Below are 17091 nucleotides of genomic sequence, written 5' to 3' on the forward strand. Positions count from 1 at the left end.
TCCTTGCCTCTATCAGCAACTATTACACAAAAAATTACGGAGTTGGCCGAAGGGGATATAGTAATTCTAAAAATAATATCTAAAAGTAATTCTGTAGCATCAATCTCTCCTCGCTACCGAACTGGCACCGCTGCTTTTAATATTGCGGGTGATGCCCTGTCCTTTGTAATAGATATCGCTGGCGCCACTGGCAGTTGCAGTAAGCTCCTTGGTAACCGTAATTTGTATATCGCTGGCGCCGCTGGCGCTGGCTTCGCAATAGTCTGCTGCCAGATCATACCCCTTTACATCACTCGCCCCGCTCACTTCAATTTTCAGGTTGGCTGTTCTGCCGCTGATGCGGGAATCGGAGCTGCCGCTCTGGTCAAGGCTTAAGTGGTTAACGTCTACCGCGCCTTTAAAATCACTGGAGCCTGAAAGGTTTATTTTCAGCGCATCGGCTTTAACTACACCGTTTACATAGACATCAGAAGCGCCTGAAGCCGTTAATTTTTGTATTGTTTTAAACGATACATAGGCTTTTAATTTCTTATTGCCGCTGCTCCATTGCAGTCCTTTATCGTTGTAATAAATTTTAAGCTCGCCATTTATAACTTCGGTCACGATCCTGTCGCGGTATTTGGTTTCAGCCGCGCTTACCACAACCACTTCTTCATCGCTTTGAGACAAATATAAATCAATGGAACCCGCAACAGAAATGGCGGAAAAAGAGCCCGCTACATTCCTTGGCTGGGCATTTCTATCATTCACAAACACTTTTTCGTCCTGTGCGTTAGCTGCAAAGCCAATGATACCGCATAATGCGAGTAGTAATATTCTTTTCATGTGAAGCTATTTATGGATGTATTGCTCAAATAATGAATAATTATCTTCAGTTATCCCCAGTAATACGATAAGGATGCTTAAAAGTTACACCATTTGGATAATATTTTAAAAGTCCGTTATCTTTGCATCACAAACAACCGTGGTTAAAGTTTATTTTAACCTCAGTGATTCCCGGGGTGTTTTGTTTCGCTTGCAGCGGAACAGGACTGAGATCAAACCCGTAGAACCTGATCAGGGTAATGCCTGCGCAGGGAAGGACGAGTCTTCACATCTCTCCTTTCCTGTTTTTGTAAACCCGGCTAAAGACAAGTGAGTGCAATAAAAACAAGATGCACGTCTGAAGCTGATAACAAAAACAGAAATGAAAAAAACATGTTTACTATTGATGATGCTGGCAGTTGGTATTGCAGCTTTCGCACAGCACCCCTTCCATGGAAAAATTATTGAAAAAGGCTCACGGCAGCCCCTTGCCAATGCAACCGTTGCGCTATCTGAAAACCTGAACACGATTTCTGATGAAAAAGGGGATTTCCATTTCAGGAATTTAAAAAAAGGAAGCTATACGGTAACGATAAGCTCTATTGGCTTTAAAACGGCTAAAGAAACCATAGAGGTTCCATCCGCTTCGCCTGTAAGCATTGCGTTAGAACGGATTGACCTGATGCTGCAACCCATAGAAATAAAGGGCGTGAGAGCAGGTGAAAGAGCGCCTTTTACGAAGAGCAACCTGTCGAAAAAGGAAATTGAAAAAGTAAATATGGGGCAGGACCTTCCTTTTGTGCTTAACCAGCTTCCTTCCGTTATTGTAAGCTCCGATGCCGGCAATGGAGTGGGCTATACGGGGATACGCATACGGGGCACAGACGCCACCAGGATTAACGTAACACTTAATGGCATCCCCTATAATGACGCGGAATCGCAGGGCAGCTTTTTTGTTGACCTGCCGGATTTTGTTTCATCGGTTAACAGCATACAGGTACAGCGGGGTGTTGGCACCAGCAGTAATGGCGCAGGTGCTTTTGGCGCCACCATTAACATGACTACCAACGAGTTTATTGAAGAAGCTTATGCCGAAAGCAATAACAGCTACGGGTCTTTCAATACCTGGAAAAATACTTTAAAAGCAGGTACCGGTTTAATTAACGGGCATTTTACCGTGGATGCCAGGCTCTCCTCATTAAAAAGCGACGGCTATATAGACCGTGCGGGCAGCGACCTGAAATCATTTTATTTGTCTACTGCTTACTTCTCCGGTAAAGCTGCGGTGAGGCTAAATGTTTTTTCGGGCAAAGAAAAAACTTACCAGGCGTGGAATGGTGTACCAGAAAGTATGTTAAAAACAAACCGCACCTATAATTCGGCAGGAACGGAAAAGCCCGGCGAGCCCTATGAAAATGAAACGGACAATTACCAGCAGGATCATTACCAGTTGTTTTACAACCAGGATGTAAACAACCGTTTTAGCTTTAATGTAGCAGCGTTTTTAAGTCGAGGCAAGGGATATTATGAGCAATACAAAGCCTCCCGGAAGTTTAGCGATTTTGGGTTACCCGACCTTAATATTGGCGATTCGGTAATAAGCCGTACAGATGTGGTGCGGCAATTATGGCTCGACAATTACTACTACGGCGGAATTTTTTCCCTGCAATATAAAAACAAGGGAACACAATGGATAACAGGCGGAGGATGGAACCGTTATGACGGCGGCCACTATGGCAAACTAATCTGGGCGCAGGCGGGTATACCTAAGGATCATAAATGGTATGACTTGGATGCTTTTAAAACCGATTTTAATATCTACACGAAGCTTCAGCAAAAACTAACTTCCCACATAGAATTGTTTGGAGATATCCAATACAGGCATGTGAAGTATCAATTAGATGGCTTCAGGGATAACCCTGCATTGTTCGTGAATAATATGTATCATTTTATTAATCCTAAAGCGGGAATAAGCTATACGAATCAAAGCTGGTCGGGCTATATTTCTTACGCTTTAGCCAATAAAGAACCCAACCGCGATGATTTTGAGGCAGGCGCCGAACAACAGCCCCAACATGAAACCCTGCATGACCTTGAGCTGGGGATTGAACAGAAAAATTATACATTCAACTGGGGTGCTTCTTTTTACTATATGAAATACCATAACCAGCTAGTACTAACGGGAAAGGTAAACGATGTGGGTGCATACGTTCGCACCAATATCCCCGACAGCTACAGGATGGGTATTGAATTGCAGGCCAAATGGCAGCCCGCTCAATGGTTCAATGCTTCAGGCAATATTGCTTTCAGCCGCAATAAAGTAAAAAATTTTGTAGCCTGGTACGATAATTACGATGATGGCAGCCAGAAATCTGAAACATATACGGAAAGTGACATTTCCTTTTCTCCTTCTGTGACAGGTGGCGCCATTATCAGCTTTATACCTTTACAAAACTGGGAGATCAGTTTTTTGGGTAAATATGCTGGTAAACAATATTTGGATAATACCAGCAATGAAGCCAGAAAATTAGATGCTTTTTACGTGCAGGATTTCAGAACCATCTATACGCTCAATAAATTGCTGTTCAGCGAAATCAACCTGGTATTGCAGGTGAATAATCTTTTTAATAAAAAGTACGAGCCCAATGGCTATACGTACAGCTATATTTCCGGCGGAGCGTTAGTAAACGAAAACTATTATTTCCCCATGGCAGGTAGAAATTTTATGGTGGGAGTGAATGTGAAATTATAAGGTTCGCCCGCATATCCCTTACGGTTTGACGCTATGCGTACCCACCGTAAGGGATTAACCTTATCATTTAAATACCAGTGCTCCTAAAGGCGGGAGATGAACATTGATTTCAAAAATATTATCTTTTTTGTCAACCTCAACCGTTTTAACATCGGGATTAAATACATCACCGGTTCCCCAATACTTTTTAGCATCACTATTAAAAACTTCTTTCCATTCTGTTTTATCTTTTACCTGTATTTTCCAGTCGCGGCGCACTACAGGCGTCAGGTTTAAAACAACAAGCAAATCATCTTTGGGCTGCTTTCCTTTTCTACGGTATACGATTACACTTTCTGCCCTGTGGTTCAGATCAATCCATTCAAATCCAAAAATATTAAACTGGTTTTCATATAAAGCCGGCTCACTACGCAGCAGGGCATTCAGGTCTCTTACGCAATCTTTTAATAGCCTGTGACTATCGTGCTGCAATAAGAACCAGTCAAGCTCCGATTTATAATTCCATTCACTGGTTTGTCCAAACTCATCCCCCATAAACAACAGCTTGCCACCGGGGTGTGTGAACATATAAGTGTACAACAGCCGCAGGTTTGCGAATTTCTGCCAGTCGTCTCCGGGCATTTTATATATCATAGGGCTTTTGCCATGCACCACTTCATCATGGCTCAGGGGGAGCATAAAATTCTCATCGTAGTAGTATATCATACTAAAAGAGAACTTGTCCTGGTGATGCGGCCGGTGAATGGGGTCTAATTTAAAATAATCCAGCGTATCATGCATCCAGCCCATCATCCATTTCATTCCAAAGCCCAGGCCACCTTCAAAAGTGGGCTTGCTAACACCCGGCCAATCTGTTGCTTCCTCGGCAATGGTTTGCACGTCGGGAAAATCACGAAAGATAGTTTCATTCAAATCTTTTATAAAAGCGATGGCTTCAAGGTTGCCATCGCCACCATGCTCATTGGGTTCCCATTGCCCGGTTGTGCGGGAGTAATTTAATTTAAGCATGGAACTCACTGCATCTACGCGAATGCCATCGGCATGATATTTATCGAGCCAATAGCGGGCACTGCTGATCAGGAACGACTTTACCTCTCCCCTTTTATAATTGAATATATAACTGTTCCAGTCGGGATGAAAGCCTTTGCGCATATCTGCATATTCGTAGGTATGCGTGCCATCAAACATGAATAAGCCATGCGCATCATAAGGAAAATGCGAGGGCACCCAATCCAACAGTACGCCTATTCCTTCCCTGTGCAAGGCATCCACCAACTCCATGAATCCCTGCGGATTACCAAAGCGGGAAGTGGGTGCAAAATACCCTGCTCCCTGGTAGCCCCATGAGCCATCGAAAGGATGCTCCATTACAGGCATGAACTCTACATGCGTAAATCCCATTTCTTTTACATACGGCACCAGGCGTTCCTTTATTTGCGCATAGGTGTTATAACTTTCTTCGTCATTCCTGTCGGGCCGCATCCAGCTCGCCAGGTGTACCTCATACACACTCCATGGTGCATCCAGTGAATTGTTCCGCTTTCTGTCTTTCATCCATGCCGCATCATTCCAGTTGTAATCCAACGTCCAGGTAACTGACGCTGTAGCCGGTCTCTTTTCCCAATACCAGGCAAAAGGATCTCCTTTATCCTGCCTGCTTCCTTCATATCCATGAATGTGATACTTATATACTTCACCCTTTTGTAAATGCGGAATAAAGCCTTCCCAAATACCCGAATTGTCGAGCCGTACAAATAAAGGATGTGTTTCATTATTCCAGTTATTAAAATTACCTTTAACAGATATATAAGACGCGTTGGGCGCCCATACCGCAAAGTAATAGCCGTCGGTATCCAGTACCCTTGCAGGTCTTGATCCAAATAACGTATACAAGCTATAGTGCGTGCCCCGCTGAAAATTACTGATATCTTCATCGGTAAATAAAGAATAGTTCCATACCGTTTTGGTACTGTCAACAAAATGAATATCCTCGTATTTAACGCCTGTCACACTATTATGGGGGTTCATCACATTTTTATATTTGGTTGCCGATTGTTTCGTTTTTTTGGGTACTTCTTTTACTGAACCTGTTTTGGAGACTTTTTTTTGCGGGTTTATTTTTTTATTTATTGATTTTTCAGGTTTTGGCATCTTGCTGTGTTTATGTGTGAAAAGCTATTTCAAGTCAGATTAAAAGTACGGCTTATGAATTTAAACATAAATAATAGATTTTTTATACTTCACCTCTAATTCCAATAAATAAGCTTATGCGTCAATTGATCACCTGTTTTATTGCTATCCTGTGTATTGCATCAAAAACATACAGTCAGCAAGCATCCATTACCGGGTCTGTTTTTGACACCGCCAGCCAGAAGAAACTGCAATATGCAGTAGTTACACTGCTTAACCCGGCCGATTCGTCTATAATTGCTTTTACAAGAACTGATAAAGACGGAAATTTTATTTTGCCCAGGCTCTCTCCCGGAAAGTTTTCCGTTATGATCTCCTACCCTTCTTTTGCAGACTACGTGGATGAAGTACAACTGCAGCCCGGCGCTGTTGCCAACCTGGGAACGATCAGCCTCACCAATAAAAGTGTTTTGATGGAAGAGATCATCATCAGGCAGAACAATGCCATGCGTATGAAAGGTGATACGCTGGAATACGCTGCTGATAGTTTTAAGGTGAGCGCTAACGCAAACGCAGAAGAGTTATTAAAGGCGATGCCGGGTATACAGGTTGACAAAGACGGAAAAATTATTGCCCAGGGGCAGGAGGTGCAGAAAGTACTGGTAGACGGGGAGGAGTTTTTTAGCGATGACCCTACCGTGGCTACAAGGAACATAAGAGCCGATGCGGTGGATAAAGTGCAGGTATTTGATAAAAAAAGCGACCAGGCAGCATTTACCGGAATTGATGATGGCGAAAAAACCAAAACCATCAATCTTAAATTAAAAGAAGACAAGAAAAACGGCTATTTCGGTAAAGCTTCAGCAGGTGGCGGCTTAAAAGATAAGTTCAATAATGAAGCGATGATTAACTTCTTTAAAGGCAAAAGGAAAATCGCTGCTTTCGGTACCATGTCAAATACCGGTCAAACAGGGCTCAACTGGCAGGATAGCCGAAAATACGGAGTTAGTGAAGACAATTTTGAGTACGATGAGAACAGTGGTTTCTTTTACTCGTTTGCTCAAAATGATGCTTTCGAGTTTAACGGTAACGGATTGCCGAAAGCATGGACCGGCGGGCTTCACTTTTCAAACAAATGGAATGAGGATAAACATAATTTCAACGCCAGCTATATGTATAAGAAATTAGATGTGGCAGGTGATGGAGAAACCCGAACCCAATATATCCTTCCCGATACGCTTTATTATATCAATCAGCGCAATACCAGTTTTTCGCAGCGCGACCGCAACACCCTGAACGGCAAATATGAAATACAGCTTGATTCATCTTCTTCACTGAAGTTTGTGTTCAGCGGATATAAAGGCCGCACTGAAACCAGCAGTATCTTTTACTCCGAAGCGCTAAATGAAGATTCGGGACCGGTAAATACCAGCAACAGAAAAACCTCTAATAAAAACGAGGAATCTTCCCTGAATACCAACATCATTTACAGGAAAAAATTTAAAAAGACGGGGAGAACCATCACGGCTACGATGGAACAAAAGTATACGGATAATGATTCCCAGGGATACCTTGGCGCAGTTAATAACTACTACGGAGAAGCTGGAGAAATTTTCCAGAATGATACGATTAACCAGCGCAAATACAATCATAGTAAACTGTTTACTTTTAACGGGAAAGCAACCTATACCGAACCTATAGGGAATAATAATTATGTGATACTGAACTATGGTATTTCCAATACTACCAGCAGCGCCGACCGGTCTACCTACGATTATAACGATGGCAAATACGATGTGCTTAACCCACTTCTAACTAATGATTATGATTTTCTTGTTACCACTAATGCCGGCGGTATTGATTATCGCATAGCCAAAAAGAAATATAACCTTTCTTTCGGCAGCGACCTGGCTTCGCAGGCCTATACACAAAAAGATAATCTTAAAGATTCATCCTTTCATTACAACAGGCTGAACCTCTTCCCTAAAGCCAATTTTTCCTATAGCTTTAAACCACAAACAAGGCTTAACTTAAGTTACAACGGAAGTACGCAGCAGCCTACCATCCAGCAGATACAACCGGTGCAGGAAAACAATGACCCCCTTAATATTTTTACCGGTAACCCTGATCTTGAGCCCGCATTTAATCACCGCTTCAATATTTTCTTCAACGACTATAAAGTGCTCAAGCAAAGGGGCATCTTCGCCAATGCAAGCTTTAACCTTACCAATAATGCCATTACCACAAGCAATACGATAGATAAGTTTGGCAAACGCATATACCAGTCTGTAAATACCAGCGGTACATACAATTATTCCTCCTATATCGGCTACAATATGGAAGTGCCTTCTATCAAAACCAGGTTCTTCGCCAATATTAATACCTATGGAGGTAAGGGGATCAACTTCGTTAACCTTGAAAAAAACATCACGCACAACAATACTTACGCCGCAAGTGTTGGAGGTTACTTTTCAAAGGAAAACAAAATGGGTATCAATCTCCGGACAAATGTATCTTACAATACATCTTTAAGCTCGATCAATGAAGCTGTTCAAACAAAGTATTGGGTATATGGCTATAATATTGACACTTATTTTGCACTTCCTTACAAATTTGACTTCTCCAGCAATGCCGATTTTAATTTCAGGCAAAAAACAAATGTATTCGATCAGAACCGTAATACCATTATATGGAATGCCTCGCTGAGCAAGCGTTTGTTTAAAGAAACCTGCTCTTTGAAATTCTCCATCAATGATATCCTCGACCAGAACATCGGGTTCAGGCGGGATATACAAAGCAATTTCATTACAGAGAATACATATGCTACATTAAGACGGTTTTGGTTGGTAAGCTTTACCTGGAATTTTTCTCAAAACAATGCACAAACGCAAAATCCATAGTCATGAAACGAAGCAGCATCATCATTTTATCCATATTACTGGGCATAGTACAAATATCAAACGCACAGTTTATCCTGAAAGGAAAGATTGAGTTTGAAAAAACCGTTAATATCCATAAGCAGATGGACCTGGGCGATGACGGCTGGGCTACGACCCTTAAAAAGCAAACACCCGAATTTAAGCACACCTATTTCAACCTGGTATTTGCCGGAGACAAGACATTGTATGCACCCGGGCGCGAAAGCAATGAAAAGTCCGGTCCTTTTGGTGAAGGCCCTGCCTCATCTAATATGGTATATAGCGATTTTGCAAATCAAAGTACCGTAGCCGCCAAACAGGTATTTGATGAGTCGTTTCTTATACAGGATAGCTTACGTAAGTACCAGTGGCATCTTACAAAAGATACCCGTAAGATAGCCGGCTTTCAATGCAGGAGAGCCTTTACAGTTATTATGGACTCGGTATTCGTAGTAGCTTTTTACACCGATGAAATTGTTCCACCGGGTGGTCCGGAATCTTTCCAGGGGTTGCCCGGAATGATCCTCGGTGTGGTTATACCCCGACTGTATACCAACTGGTATGCTACCAAAATACAGCTTGAAGAAATAAAAGAAACTGCCATTGCTCCACCCAAAAAGGGAAAAACCACCAATTATTCCGGAATGGAGAAAACGATACAGGATAGCCTTAAGCGCTGGGGCAAATGGGGTACCAAATATATATGGCAGATTATGATATAAGGCTGATAAACAAAACAATATGAAGGCTTTATCCAGAACATTTTTAGAAGAGCCGCAATGATAACACACCTGATCGCATTGCATATTTGGGTACAATGGCTGGAAGCGCATATGCTTATCTGCCCATCGGTAAAATACTGGGGTATGATATGCCCCGGCTGTGGCATGCAGCGCAGCCTGATTGCTTTGCTTAAAGGAGATTTTTTGTCCTCTCTCCTATTGTATCCGGCCTTATTGCCGCTGATAATCCTGATCGCCTATGCCCTGCTTCACCTGAAATACAAATTTACGGGCGGCGCCAAAAATATTATCGTAATGCAGGTGGTTGTTGTAAGTATCATTACGGCACATTACATTTACAAAATTTATACACATCAAATATTTCTTTAAATGACAGCACAGGACAGTTCCATATTTGCCCCTCAATCACAGCGTTCACTGCCCAACGCATCCGCCGTGCTGGCGCTTGGTATTATTTCCATTATCGGCTGCTGCTGCTATGGCATTCCCGGGGTAGTATGTTCCATAGTGGCACTGATCCTGTACAGTAAAGACGCACAATTGTACCAATCCAATCCGGAGTGGTACACTGCTTCATCGTACAGCAATTTGCGTACAGGAAGATTGTGCGCCATTATTGGACTCATCCCCTCCATACTCTTTCTTGTGTTCTGGATATTTATCATGCTTACTGCCGGGTTTGGCATTTTTACCAACCCCCAGGATATTTTTAACAGGATATAAAAAATGGGGAAAAAAAATTTGAAATACGGACAAATGACCGTATATTTGGGACAAATAACAGGAATGGTCAAAAAGTACAGCATAGAAGAAGAACAACCTTTAAACATATTAGAGGATCCTGTAGTAGCCTATACTGCGATGGCTCCTTCCAGCCCTTTTCTTAGTCTGGTTAAGGGAGTTCTGCACCTGTTGGGTATATCAGGGCAAACAATACATTCCCCTATCCGAAACAATACAGATTTTATCGGTATTATCCGGGAAGGCGTTCCCCGAAAAGCCCTTGATCACCTTATGGAAAATACCGGTCTTACGGTGGCTGAAATATCCACCATTATCAGAACTTCAGACAGAACGCTCAGGAGATATACGGCAAAGCAAAAGCTCAATCCTGAGCAATCGGAAAGAATTATAGAACTGGCTAAGTTATACAGCCGCGGAGAAACGGCTTTTGGCAATATGGATAATTTTAAACAATGGATGAATAGCAGCATAATGGCATTAGGCAATAAAAAACCTAAAGAATTTTTAGATACTTCCTTAGGTATAGACTTACTAATGAATGAAATAGGAAGAATTGAACATGGAATATTTGCCTGATGAGAAGCGTATATCGCATCAGTAAATGCATGTATATAGACGATTTGAAAGGCACTGGTGCAGCCAGCTATTCCGGGCGGTGGCACAGCAAGGGGACTTATATTTTATATACCGCCGCAACGCCTTCATTAGCATTATTAGAAAGCGTAGTGCATCTTTCGGGCATACCCATAGAAGATTATTGCATGCTTTGCCTCGAAATTCCGGATAACAATATTCTTACTATAGCGATTAAGGATCTTCCTGAAACCTGGTATGTAAATCCGCCGCCCGGTTCCCTGGCGGCTATCGGAGATCATTTTATTCAAAGAAATCAATACCTTGCGTTACAACTGCCTTCGGCTATTATGCCAGAGGACAGCAACCTGCTTATCAACCCCAATCACAAAGATTTCGAAAAAATTAAGATAGCATATAAGCGGATTATCCCTATAGATAAACGGCTGCTTTAATACCAGCTTATTATTTATTCACCCAATATCTCATGTCCTAATTTATCTCTTTTGGTTCTAAGGTATTTCTCATTATGCGGATTAGGGTGAATTTGCAAAGGAACATTTTCAACAATATCCAACCCATAACCTACCAAGCCCACTCTTTTACGCGGGTTGTTGCTTATGAGCCTCATTTTATTGATACCCAGATAACGCAGAATTTGAGCGCCCACTCCATAATCTCTTTCGTCCATTTTAAATCCAAGGTGCAGGTTGGCCTCTACTGTATCCATTCCCTCTTCCTGCAATTTGTATGCTTTCAATTTGTTTACCAGCCCTATTCCACGGCCTTCCTGGTTCATATATAACACCACTCCTTTCCCCTCTTTCTCTACCATTTTCATGGCTTCGTGCAATTGTTCACCACAATCGCAACGCATGGAACCCAATATATCACCGGTAAAACAGGAAGAGTGCACACGAACCAGCACAGGTTCTTCTTTTTGCCATTCGCCTTTTACCAAAGCCATATGTTCTCCACTGGAAGGATTGTTCCTTTCCCTGAAAATGATAAGCTTAAAGTAACCATACTTAGTGGGCATATCTACCCTAACAATTTCTTCAATGAGCGAGTCGGCTTTTAACCGGTATTCTATCAGGTCTTTAATTGTAATCAGCTTAAGATCAAACTTTTTTGCTATCTCCTGCAATTCCGGCAGCCTTGCCATAGAACCGTCATCATTCATAATCTCTACCAATACTCCGCCATAAGGGGCATCAAACCCTGCCAGGCGCGCCAGGTCAAGGGTTGCTTCGGTATGACCTGCACGTCTTAAAACGCCACCCGCTTTAGCTTTTAAAGGAAATACGTGTCCCGGGCGGCCTAATTCGGACGGTTTTGTTTTAGGATTAATCAGGGCCCTGATCGTTTTAGAACGATCATGCGCAGAAATACCCGTTGTACACCCATGTCCCAAAAGATCAACCGAAACGGTAAAAGGTGTTTCATGCAGGGAAGTATTACTAAGCACCATTAAATCGAGGTTCAGTTCCATGCAACGCTCTTCGGTTAATGGTGCACAAACCAGTCCCCGTCCGTATTTGGTCATAAAATTAATGATCTCAGGAGTAGCATTCGCCGCGGCGGTAATGAAGTCTCCTTCATTTTCACGATCTTCATCATCCACCACTATTACCAGCTTACCATTCTTTATATCTTCAATCGCACTTTCAATAGTATTGAACATCTGCAAAATTTTGGCAAAGTTACGAATTCGGCAATTCGATTACGCATTTACAATTTTGCAGGCGGTTTTGTAACAAATCGTAATAATTACCATTACACTTTTCCGGGTTATACCGTACATTCTTCATTTCCACACCAGCCTGCCGGCTGGCCGCCCGGAAGATCCAGTCGGACGGGGCAGGTTTTCAAATCTCCACATTTTCAAATTATCTTCCCCACCCCCATTTCAAAAACTCCGGCATGGCCTTAGCCCAGGTGGCTACATTATGCCTGCCATCTTTGAGTTCAAGGTATTTAATATCGGCATGCCTGTTATAGCCTTTATGTTCCAGCTCTTCTATCAGTCCAATGGTATCGTCAATAGAATCAATGATGCCATTCTTATTACGATCTTCCGTTTCATCGAGTGTTCCGGTTTCGAAAAAGAATTTAAGCCCGGGATAATAATCTCCTTTTCGTATCTGCGCATGCATGATACGATCTGTATCTTCTATATATCCTTCATCAAGCCCCTTTGTTCTCCACCAGAATGATCCGCTGAAAACGCCGGCTTTTACAAATACTTCCGGGTGATTCCATACAATATCCAGGGCCGATAAGCCACCCAGCGAAAAACCAGCGAACGATTTTTCTTTAAATTCAGATATACCACTTTCGGCGCGGATAAAAGGAAGTAATTCTTCCAAAACAAACCGTGTATATAATCCCGCTTTGGCGCCTCTTCCTTTATAGTCTCTTACGGCTGCTGTTCCATACTCATTTCTCCGGTCTTCCCCGCAATATATGCCCACACAAAGTACAGGCCGGATATTATTTTGCCGGTACAATCCCGTAAGCAAATCCGCCAGTCCCAGCTCTTCCATATCCTGCCCATCGTTAATAAGCAACAGGCTCATCTCATCCTGCTTCACAGGCATGGATGGTGTAAAGCAATCAATACGCACATCGCGGCGGAGAAACCTGGACGGAAGGGAGTGATTTTTTACAGTTACTATTGTTTGATTTACAAGCGGCATCAACACCAAATATAACGGAAAGATTTAAAGATAATTTGATCTGGTAAAATAGTTTTTAGCTATCTTACAAGCACTTAAAAAGCTATTATAAATACCCGGGCAATACTGCACGGAGAAAAAAAACAGTATGAAAAAAATCGGAATCCTGCATGGTAAAGAAAGGTCCTTTCCCAATGCTTTTGTAGAGCGGGTCAACAGTAAAAAGCCTGACGGTATTATTGCCGAATCTGTATCTATCAATAAAGTAGTACAGGGCGAGTCAAGCGGCTATACAGTAATCATTGACCGCATATCGCAGGATGTTCCTTTTTACCGCGCTTTTCTCAAAAATGCAGCTATCAGCGGCACCGCTGTTATTAATAACCCATTCTGGTGGAGTGCTGATGAGAAATTTTTTAACAATGCACTGGCTACAAAGATAGATGTGCCCGTGCCTAAAACAGTTATCCTGCCTTCAAGAGATTTGCCGGCCGATACATCAAACGAATCGTTCGCTAATCTTACTTTTCCTTTGGACTGGGAAGGTATCTTTAATTATGTTGGATTTCCGGCTTATATGAAGCCTTTTGCAGGAGGCGGCTGGAAAAACGTATACCGGTTAGAGAATATGGAAGATTTTTTTGACAAGCACGGTGAAACCGGAGAACTGGTAATGCTATTGCAGGAAGAAATTGTATTTGATGAATATTACCGGTGTTACTGCATCGGCGGAAAACATGTACGCATCATGCCTTATGAACCCCGGAACCCGCATCATCTCCGGTACAGGAGCGATTTTAAACCTTCACCGGAGCGATACCAGCTTATGGAAGATATTGTTTTACGTATTAACAAATATCTTGGCTATGATTTTAATACTGTGGAGTTAGCTATCCGTAACGGTATTCCTTATGCCATTGATTTTTGTAACCCGGCTCCCGATGCGGAAGTAACCAGCGTGGGCGAAGAAAATTTTGAATGGGTTGTGGAAACATCTGCTCATTATGCTATAGAGCGTGCGCAAAACAACGATGAAACAAAGGATAACCTTACGTGGGGAGAATATGTGAAGCGGAGTATAGAAAAACAGCCGTTGGTATAAAGGTGGATACCCCCGATCTCATTAAACGATAAACCGACCATATGGCTAATCCGAATTATAAGCAATTTACGCTGGGCGTTGAAGAAGAGTACATGGTAATTGACCCTGAAACTTTTGAATTAAAAAGCCACGAGCAAAAAATCGTATCTGAAGGACAAAAGATCATAAAAGACAAAGTAAAGGCGGAAATGCACCAGGCGGTGGTAGAGGTAGGTACAGATGTGTGTGAAGATATAGATGCTGCGTATAATGACGTAACGCTTTTACGCAAAACCATAGCTGGTATTGCCAATGAACTCGGTTTTGGAATGGGTGCTTCGGGAACACATCCCTTTAGCTTATGGGAGCGACAGTTAATTACGGATAATATCCGTTACCATCAAATTGTAAATGAAATGCAGGATGCCGCCCGGAGCAACCTGATCTTTGGGCTGCATGTGCACGTAGGTATGGAAAGCCGGAGGATGGCCATACATATCGCCAATTCGGCCAGGTATTTTTTACCACATGTGTTTGCGCTCAGCACCAACTCTCCCTTTTGGGAAGGAAGGTATACCGGTTTTAAATCGTACCGGACAAAAGTGTTCGACAAATTTCCACGCACGGGCATACCCGACTATTTTGAAAGCATTGAAGCCTATGACAATTATGTAAACCTGCTCATCAAAACCAATTGTATTGACAATGCCAAAAAAATATGGTGGGACTTACGGGTTCATCCTTTCTTTAACACCGTTGAATTCCGTATTTGTGATGTGCCGTTAACTGCAGATGAAACCATAGCTATTGCCGCTTTGTTCCAGGCCATCTGCGCTAAACTGTATAAGCTCCGGATGGAAAACATGAATTTCATTCAGTACTCACGGGCATTAGTAAACGAAAATAAATGGCGTGCCAGCCGCTACGGGTTAGACGGGCACCTGATTGACTTTGGCAAAGAAGAAGAAGTAAATACCCGGGTACTGATCTATGAATTACTCGATTTCGTGGATGATATGGTAGATCACCTGGGATCAAGACACCGGCTCGCCATGGTGCAAAAAATTATTGAAACGGGTACGGGAGCCGACCGGCAACTGGCTGTTCATGAAAACACAAAAAGCATGACAGCCGTAGCCGCGTATATCCATTCGCAGTTCCTGGCGGATTTATGATAAACCCCATGGCCTACCCCTGCTGCAGATTGTGTATGCACTTTTTAAGACTCTCTTTCCACAATGGTATATTTACCCCATACTTTTCCCTGATCTTTGAGGTATCCAGCAATGAATAAGCAGGCCGTTTAGCAGGTGTGGGATATGCAGTAGTGGGTACCGGGTGAAGCAGGCAGTTAGCCCCTGTTAACTCTTTTATAGTCAGCGCAAAATCGTACCAGCTGATCCTGCCTTCATTGCAGTAATGATAGATACCGGGCAGCCAGTGTACGCTGCTTATCATTTTCATAATGGCATGGGCGAGATCAGGCGCATAGGTAGGAGCACCTACCTGGTCATCAACTATATTCAACTGCTCTTTTTCTTTCATGAGACGAATCATGGTTTTTACAAAATTGTTGCCATGCTCACTATAAACCCAGGCTGTTCGTATAATTATGGTTTCAGGATCATACGCTATTGCCCACACCTCACCTTTTGCTTTGGAAGCGCCATATATGTTTACAGGGTCAACCGGATCGCTTTCTTTATAAGGCACAGCAGAGGATCCGTTAAAAACATAATCGGTTGAAATATGTAAAAGTTTCGACTGCCTGCCTGCGCAGGTTTTTGCAAGTGCCTTAACGGACTCCGCATTGATAAGAAAAGCGCTTTCTTTATCTGATTCGGCTTTATCAACAGCCGTATACGCCGCGCAGTTAATACAAAACTGCGGTTGAACAGCTTCAAAAACAGCTTCCACTTTAGCATGATCATCAATAGGCATATCTGCTTTTGTTAGAAAAACAAATTCAAGCCCGGAATAAACAGGCGCCACATCCGCAATTGATTTAGCCAGTTGTCCGCCGGCGCCGGTTACAAGTATTTTAGGCTTTGGCATGGATAGTTATTATCCTTCGAATACAAAATGATTGTTACAAATCTTAAACGGGGGATGAGCAAGGTCTTTCTCAGACAAAATGATTTTATCAGGCGGAATTTTCCAGTCAATATGTAAAGAAGGGTCATTATAAGCAATGCTTCCTTCCGCCGCTTTGTCGTAGAGATTATCGCACTTGTAAAGCACGGTAGCATGTTCGCTCAGCACGGAAAAGCCATGGGCGAAACCGGCAGGAATGAGCAATTGCAGCTTATTTTCATCGGAAAGCTCTATGCTATATGCTTTACCATAGGTAGGCGATCCTTTTCGTATATCCACCGCAATATCCAATATTCTTCCCTGCAGTGTGCGCACAAGCTTTGTTTGTGCTTTGGGAGGATTTTGAAAATGCAACCCCCTGATCACGCCGTAGCGCGAATAAGACTGGTTATCCTGTATCCACTGATAGTCCAACCCTTCTGCCTGAAAAATGTTTTGATTATAACTTTCAAAAAAGTATCCTCTTGCATCCTCAAATACAACAGGCTGAAAAATAATAAGGCCGGGAAATTCGGTTTTTATAAATGGCATTAAAACTTAATTGTATTATCGCAGCAGACTATACGCTGCTAAA

General features: G+C 42.5%; 15 protein-coding genes and 1 riboswitch. Of the genes, 9 read left to right on the forward strand and 6 right to left on the reverse strand.

Going from position 1 to position 17091, the window contains the following annotated elements; genetic code table 11:
- Positions 1–99: 99 nt before the first annotated feature.
- Complete coding sequence (locus tag PLE34_RS04505) at positions 100–825, reverse strand: head GIN domain-containing protein (protein ID WP_324554587.1); 726 nt, start codon at positions 823–825, stop codon at positions 100–102.
- A gap of 162 nt (positions 826–987) precedes the next feature.
- A riboswitch (TPP riboswitch) is annotated at positions 988–1096 on the forward strand.
- Positions 1097–1186: 90 nt separating this feature from the next.
- Between PLE34_RS04505 and PLE34_RS04510 the strand changes: the two genes are divergently transcribed.
- Positions 1187–3556, forward strand: coding sequence for a TonB-dependent receptor (locus PLE34_RS04510; RefSeq protein ID WP_324554588.1), 2370 nt, complete (start codon positions 1187–1189; stop codon positions 3554–3556).
- A gap of 63 nt (positions 3557–3619) precedes the next feature.
- Here PLE34_RS04510 and glgB read toward each other — a convergent pair whose 3' ends face one another.
- On the reverse strand, positions 3620–5707 hold the full coding sequence (glgB, locus tag PLE34_RS04515) for a 1,4-alpha-glucan branching protein GlgB (RefSeq protein WP_324554589.1): 2088 nt from the start codon (positions 5705–5707) through the stop codon (positions 3620–3622).
- A 116-nt stretch (positions 5708–5823) separates the two neighbouring features.
- Between glgB and PLE34_RS04520 the strand changes: the two genes are divergently transcribed.
- From PLE34_RS04520 to PLE34_RS04545, 6 genes are read left to right on the forward strand one after another with little or no spacing between them, the layout of a single operon-like run.
- The gene (locus tag PLE34_RS04520; protein WP_324554590.1) at positions 5824–8586 is read left to right on the forward strand and encodes an outer membrane beta-barrel protein; all 2763 of its coding nucleotides are present in this window, start codon (positions 5824–5826) and stop codon (positions 8584–8586) included.
- 2 nt (positions 8587–8588) lie between these two features.
- On the forward strand, positions 8589–9326 hold the full coding sequence (locus PLE34_RS04525; RefSeq protein ID WP_324554591.1) for a GLPGLI family protein: 738 nt from the start codon (positions 8589–8591) through the stop codon (positions 9324–9326).
- A 57-nt stretch (positions 9327–9383) separates the two neighbouring features.
- The gene (locus PLE34_RS04530) at positions 9384–9716 is read left to right on the forward strand and encodes a DUF2752 domain-containing protein (RefSeq protein ID WP_324554592.1); all 333 of its coding nucleotides are present in this window, start codon (positions 9384–9386) and stop codon (positions 9714–9716) included.
- Positions 9717–10070 carry a CCC motif membrane protein gene (locus tag PLE34_RS04535; protein ID WP_324554593.1) on the forward strand — a complete coding sequence of 118 codons (354 nt, stop codon included), beginning with the start codon at positions 9717–9719 and terminating at the stop codon, positions 10068–10070.
- Between the two features lie 3 nt (positions 10071–10073).
- Positions 10074–10667, forward strand: a complete 594-nt coding sequence (locus tag PLE34_RS04540) for an Xre family toxin-antitoxin system antitoxin (protein WP_324554594.1) — start codon at positions 10074–10076, stop codon at positions 10665–10667.
- The gene (locus tag PLE34_RS04545) at positions 10667–11119 is read left to right on the forward strand and encodes an RES family NAD+ phosphorylase (protein ID WP_324554595.1); all 453 of its coding nucleotides are present in this window, start codon (positions 10667–10669) and stop codon (positions 11117–11119) included. Before PLE34_RS04540 ends, PLE34_RS04545 begins: the two co-directional genes overlap by 1 nt.
- A gap of 14 nt (positions 11120–11133) precedes the next feature.
- Here PLE34_RS04545 and PLE34_RS04550 read toward each other — a convergent pair whose 3' ends face one another.
- Complete coding sequence (locus tag PLE34_RS04550; RefSeq protein ID WP_324554596.1) at positions 11134–12348, reverse strand: bifunctional 3,4-dihydroxy-2-butanone-4-phosphate synthase/GTP cyclohydrolase II; 1215 nt, start codon at positions 12346–12348, stop codon at positions 11134–11136.
- Positions 12349–12553: 205 nt separating this feature from the next.
- Complete coding sequence (locus tag PLE34_RS04555) at positions 12554–13363, reverse strand: alpha/beta hydrolase (RefSeq protein ID WP_324554597.1); 810 nt, start codon at positions 13361–13363, stop codon at positions 12554–12556.
- A 127-nt stretch (positions 13364–13490) separates the two neighbouring features.
- On the opposite strand from PLE34_RS04555, the gene PLE34_RS04560 reads away from it, so the two are divergent.
- Both PLE34_RS04560 and PLE34_RS04565 read left to right on the forward strand, forming a co-directional pair.
- Complete coding sequence (locus PLE34_RS04560; protein ID WP_324554598.1) at positions 13491–14444, forward strand: ATP-grasp domain-containing protein; 954 nt, start codon at positions 13491–13493, stop codon at positions 14442–14444.
- Between the two features lie 41 nt (positions 14445–14485).
- Positions 14486–15598 (forward strand): carboxylate-amine ligase, encoded by a 1113-nt coding sequence (locus tag PLE34_RS04565; protein WP_324554599.1) that lies wholly within the window; start codon positions 14486–14488, stop codon positions 15596–15598.
- A gap of 13 nt (positions 15599–15611) precedes the next feature.
- Here the strand turns inward: PLE34_RS04565 and rfbD are convergent, their stop codons facing one another.
- Both rfbD and rfbC read right to left on the reverse strand, forming a co-directional pair.
- Entirely contained in the window at positions 15612–16478 is an 867-nt protein-coding gene (gene rfbD, locus PLE34_RS04570; protein ID WP_324554600.1) for a dTDP-4-dehydrorhamnose reductase, read from the reverse strand.
- A 9-nt stretch (positions 16479–16487) separates the two neighbouring features.
- The gene (rfbC, locus tag PLE34_RS04575; RefSeq protein ID WP_324554601.1) at positions 16488–17048 is read right to left on the reverse strand and encodes a dTDP-4-dehydrorhamnose 3,5-epimerase; all 561 of its coding nucleotides are present in this window, start codon (positions 17046–17048) and stop codon (positions 16488–16490) included.
- Between the last annotated feature and the right edge of the window lie 43 nt (positions 17049–17091).

This window comes from Agriterribacter sp. (genome assembly GCF_035445465.1).
Classification (GTDB): Bacteria; Bacteroidota; Bacteroidia; order Chitinophagales; family Chitinophagaceae; genus Agriterribacter.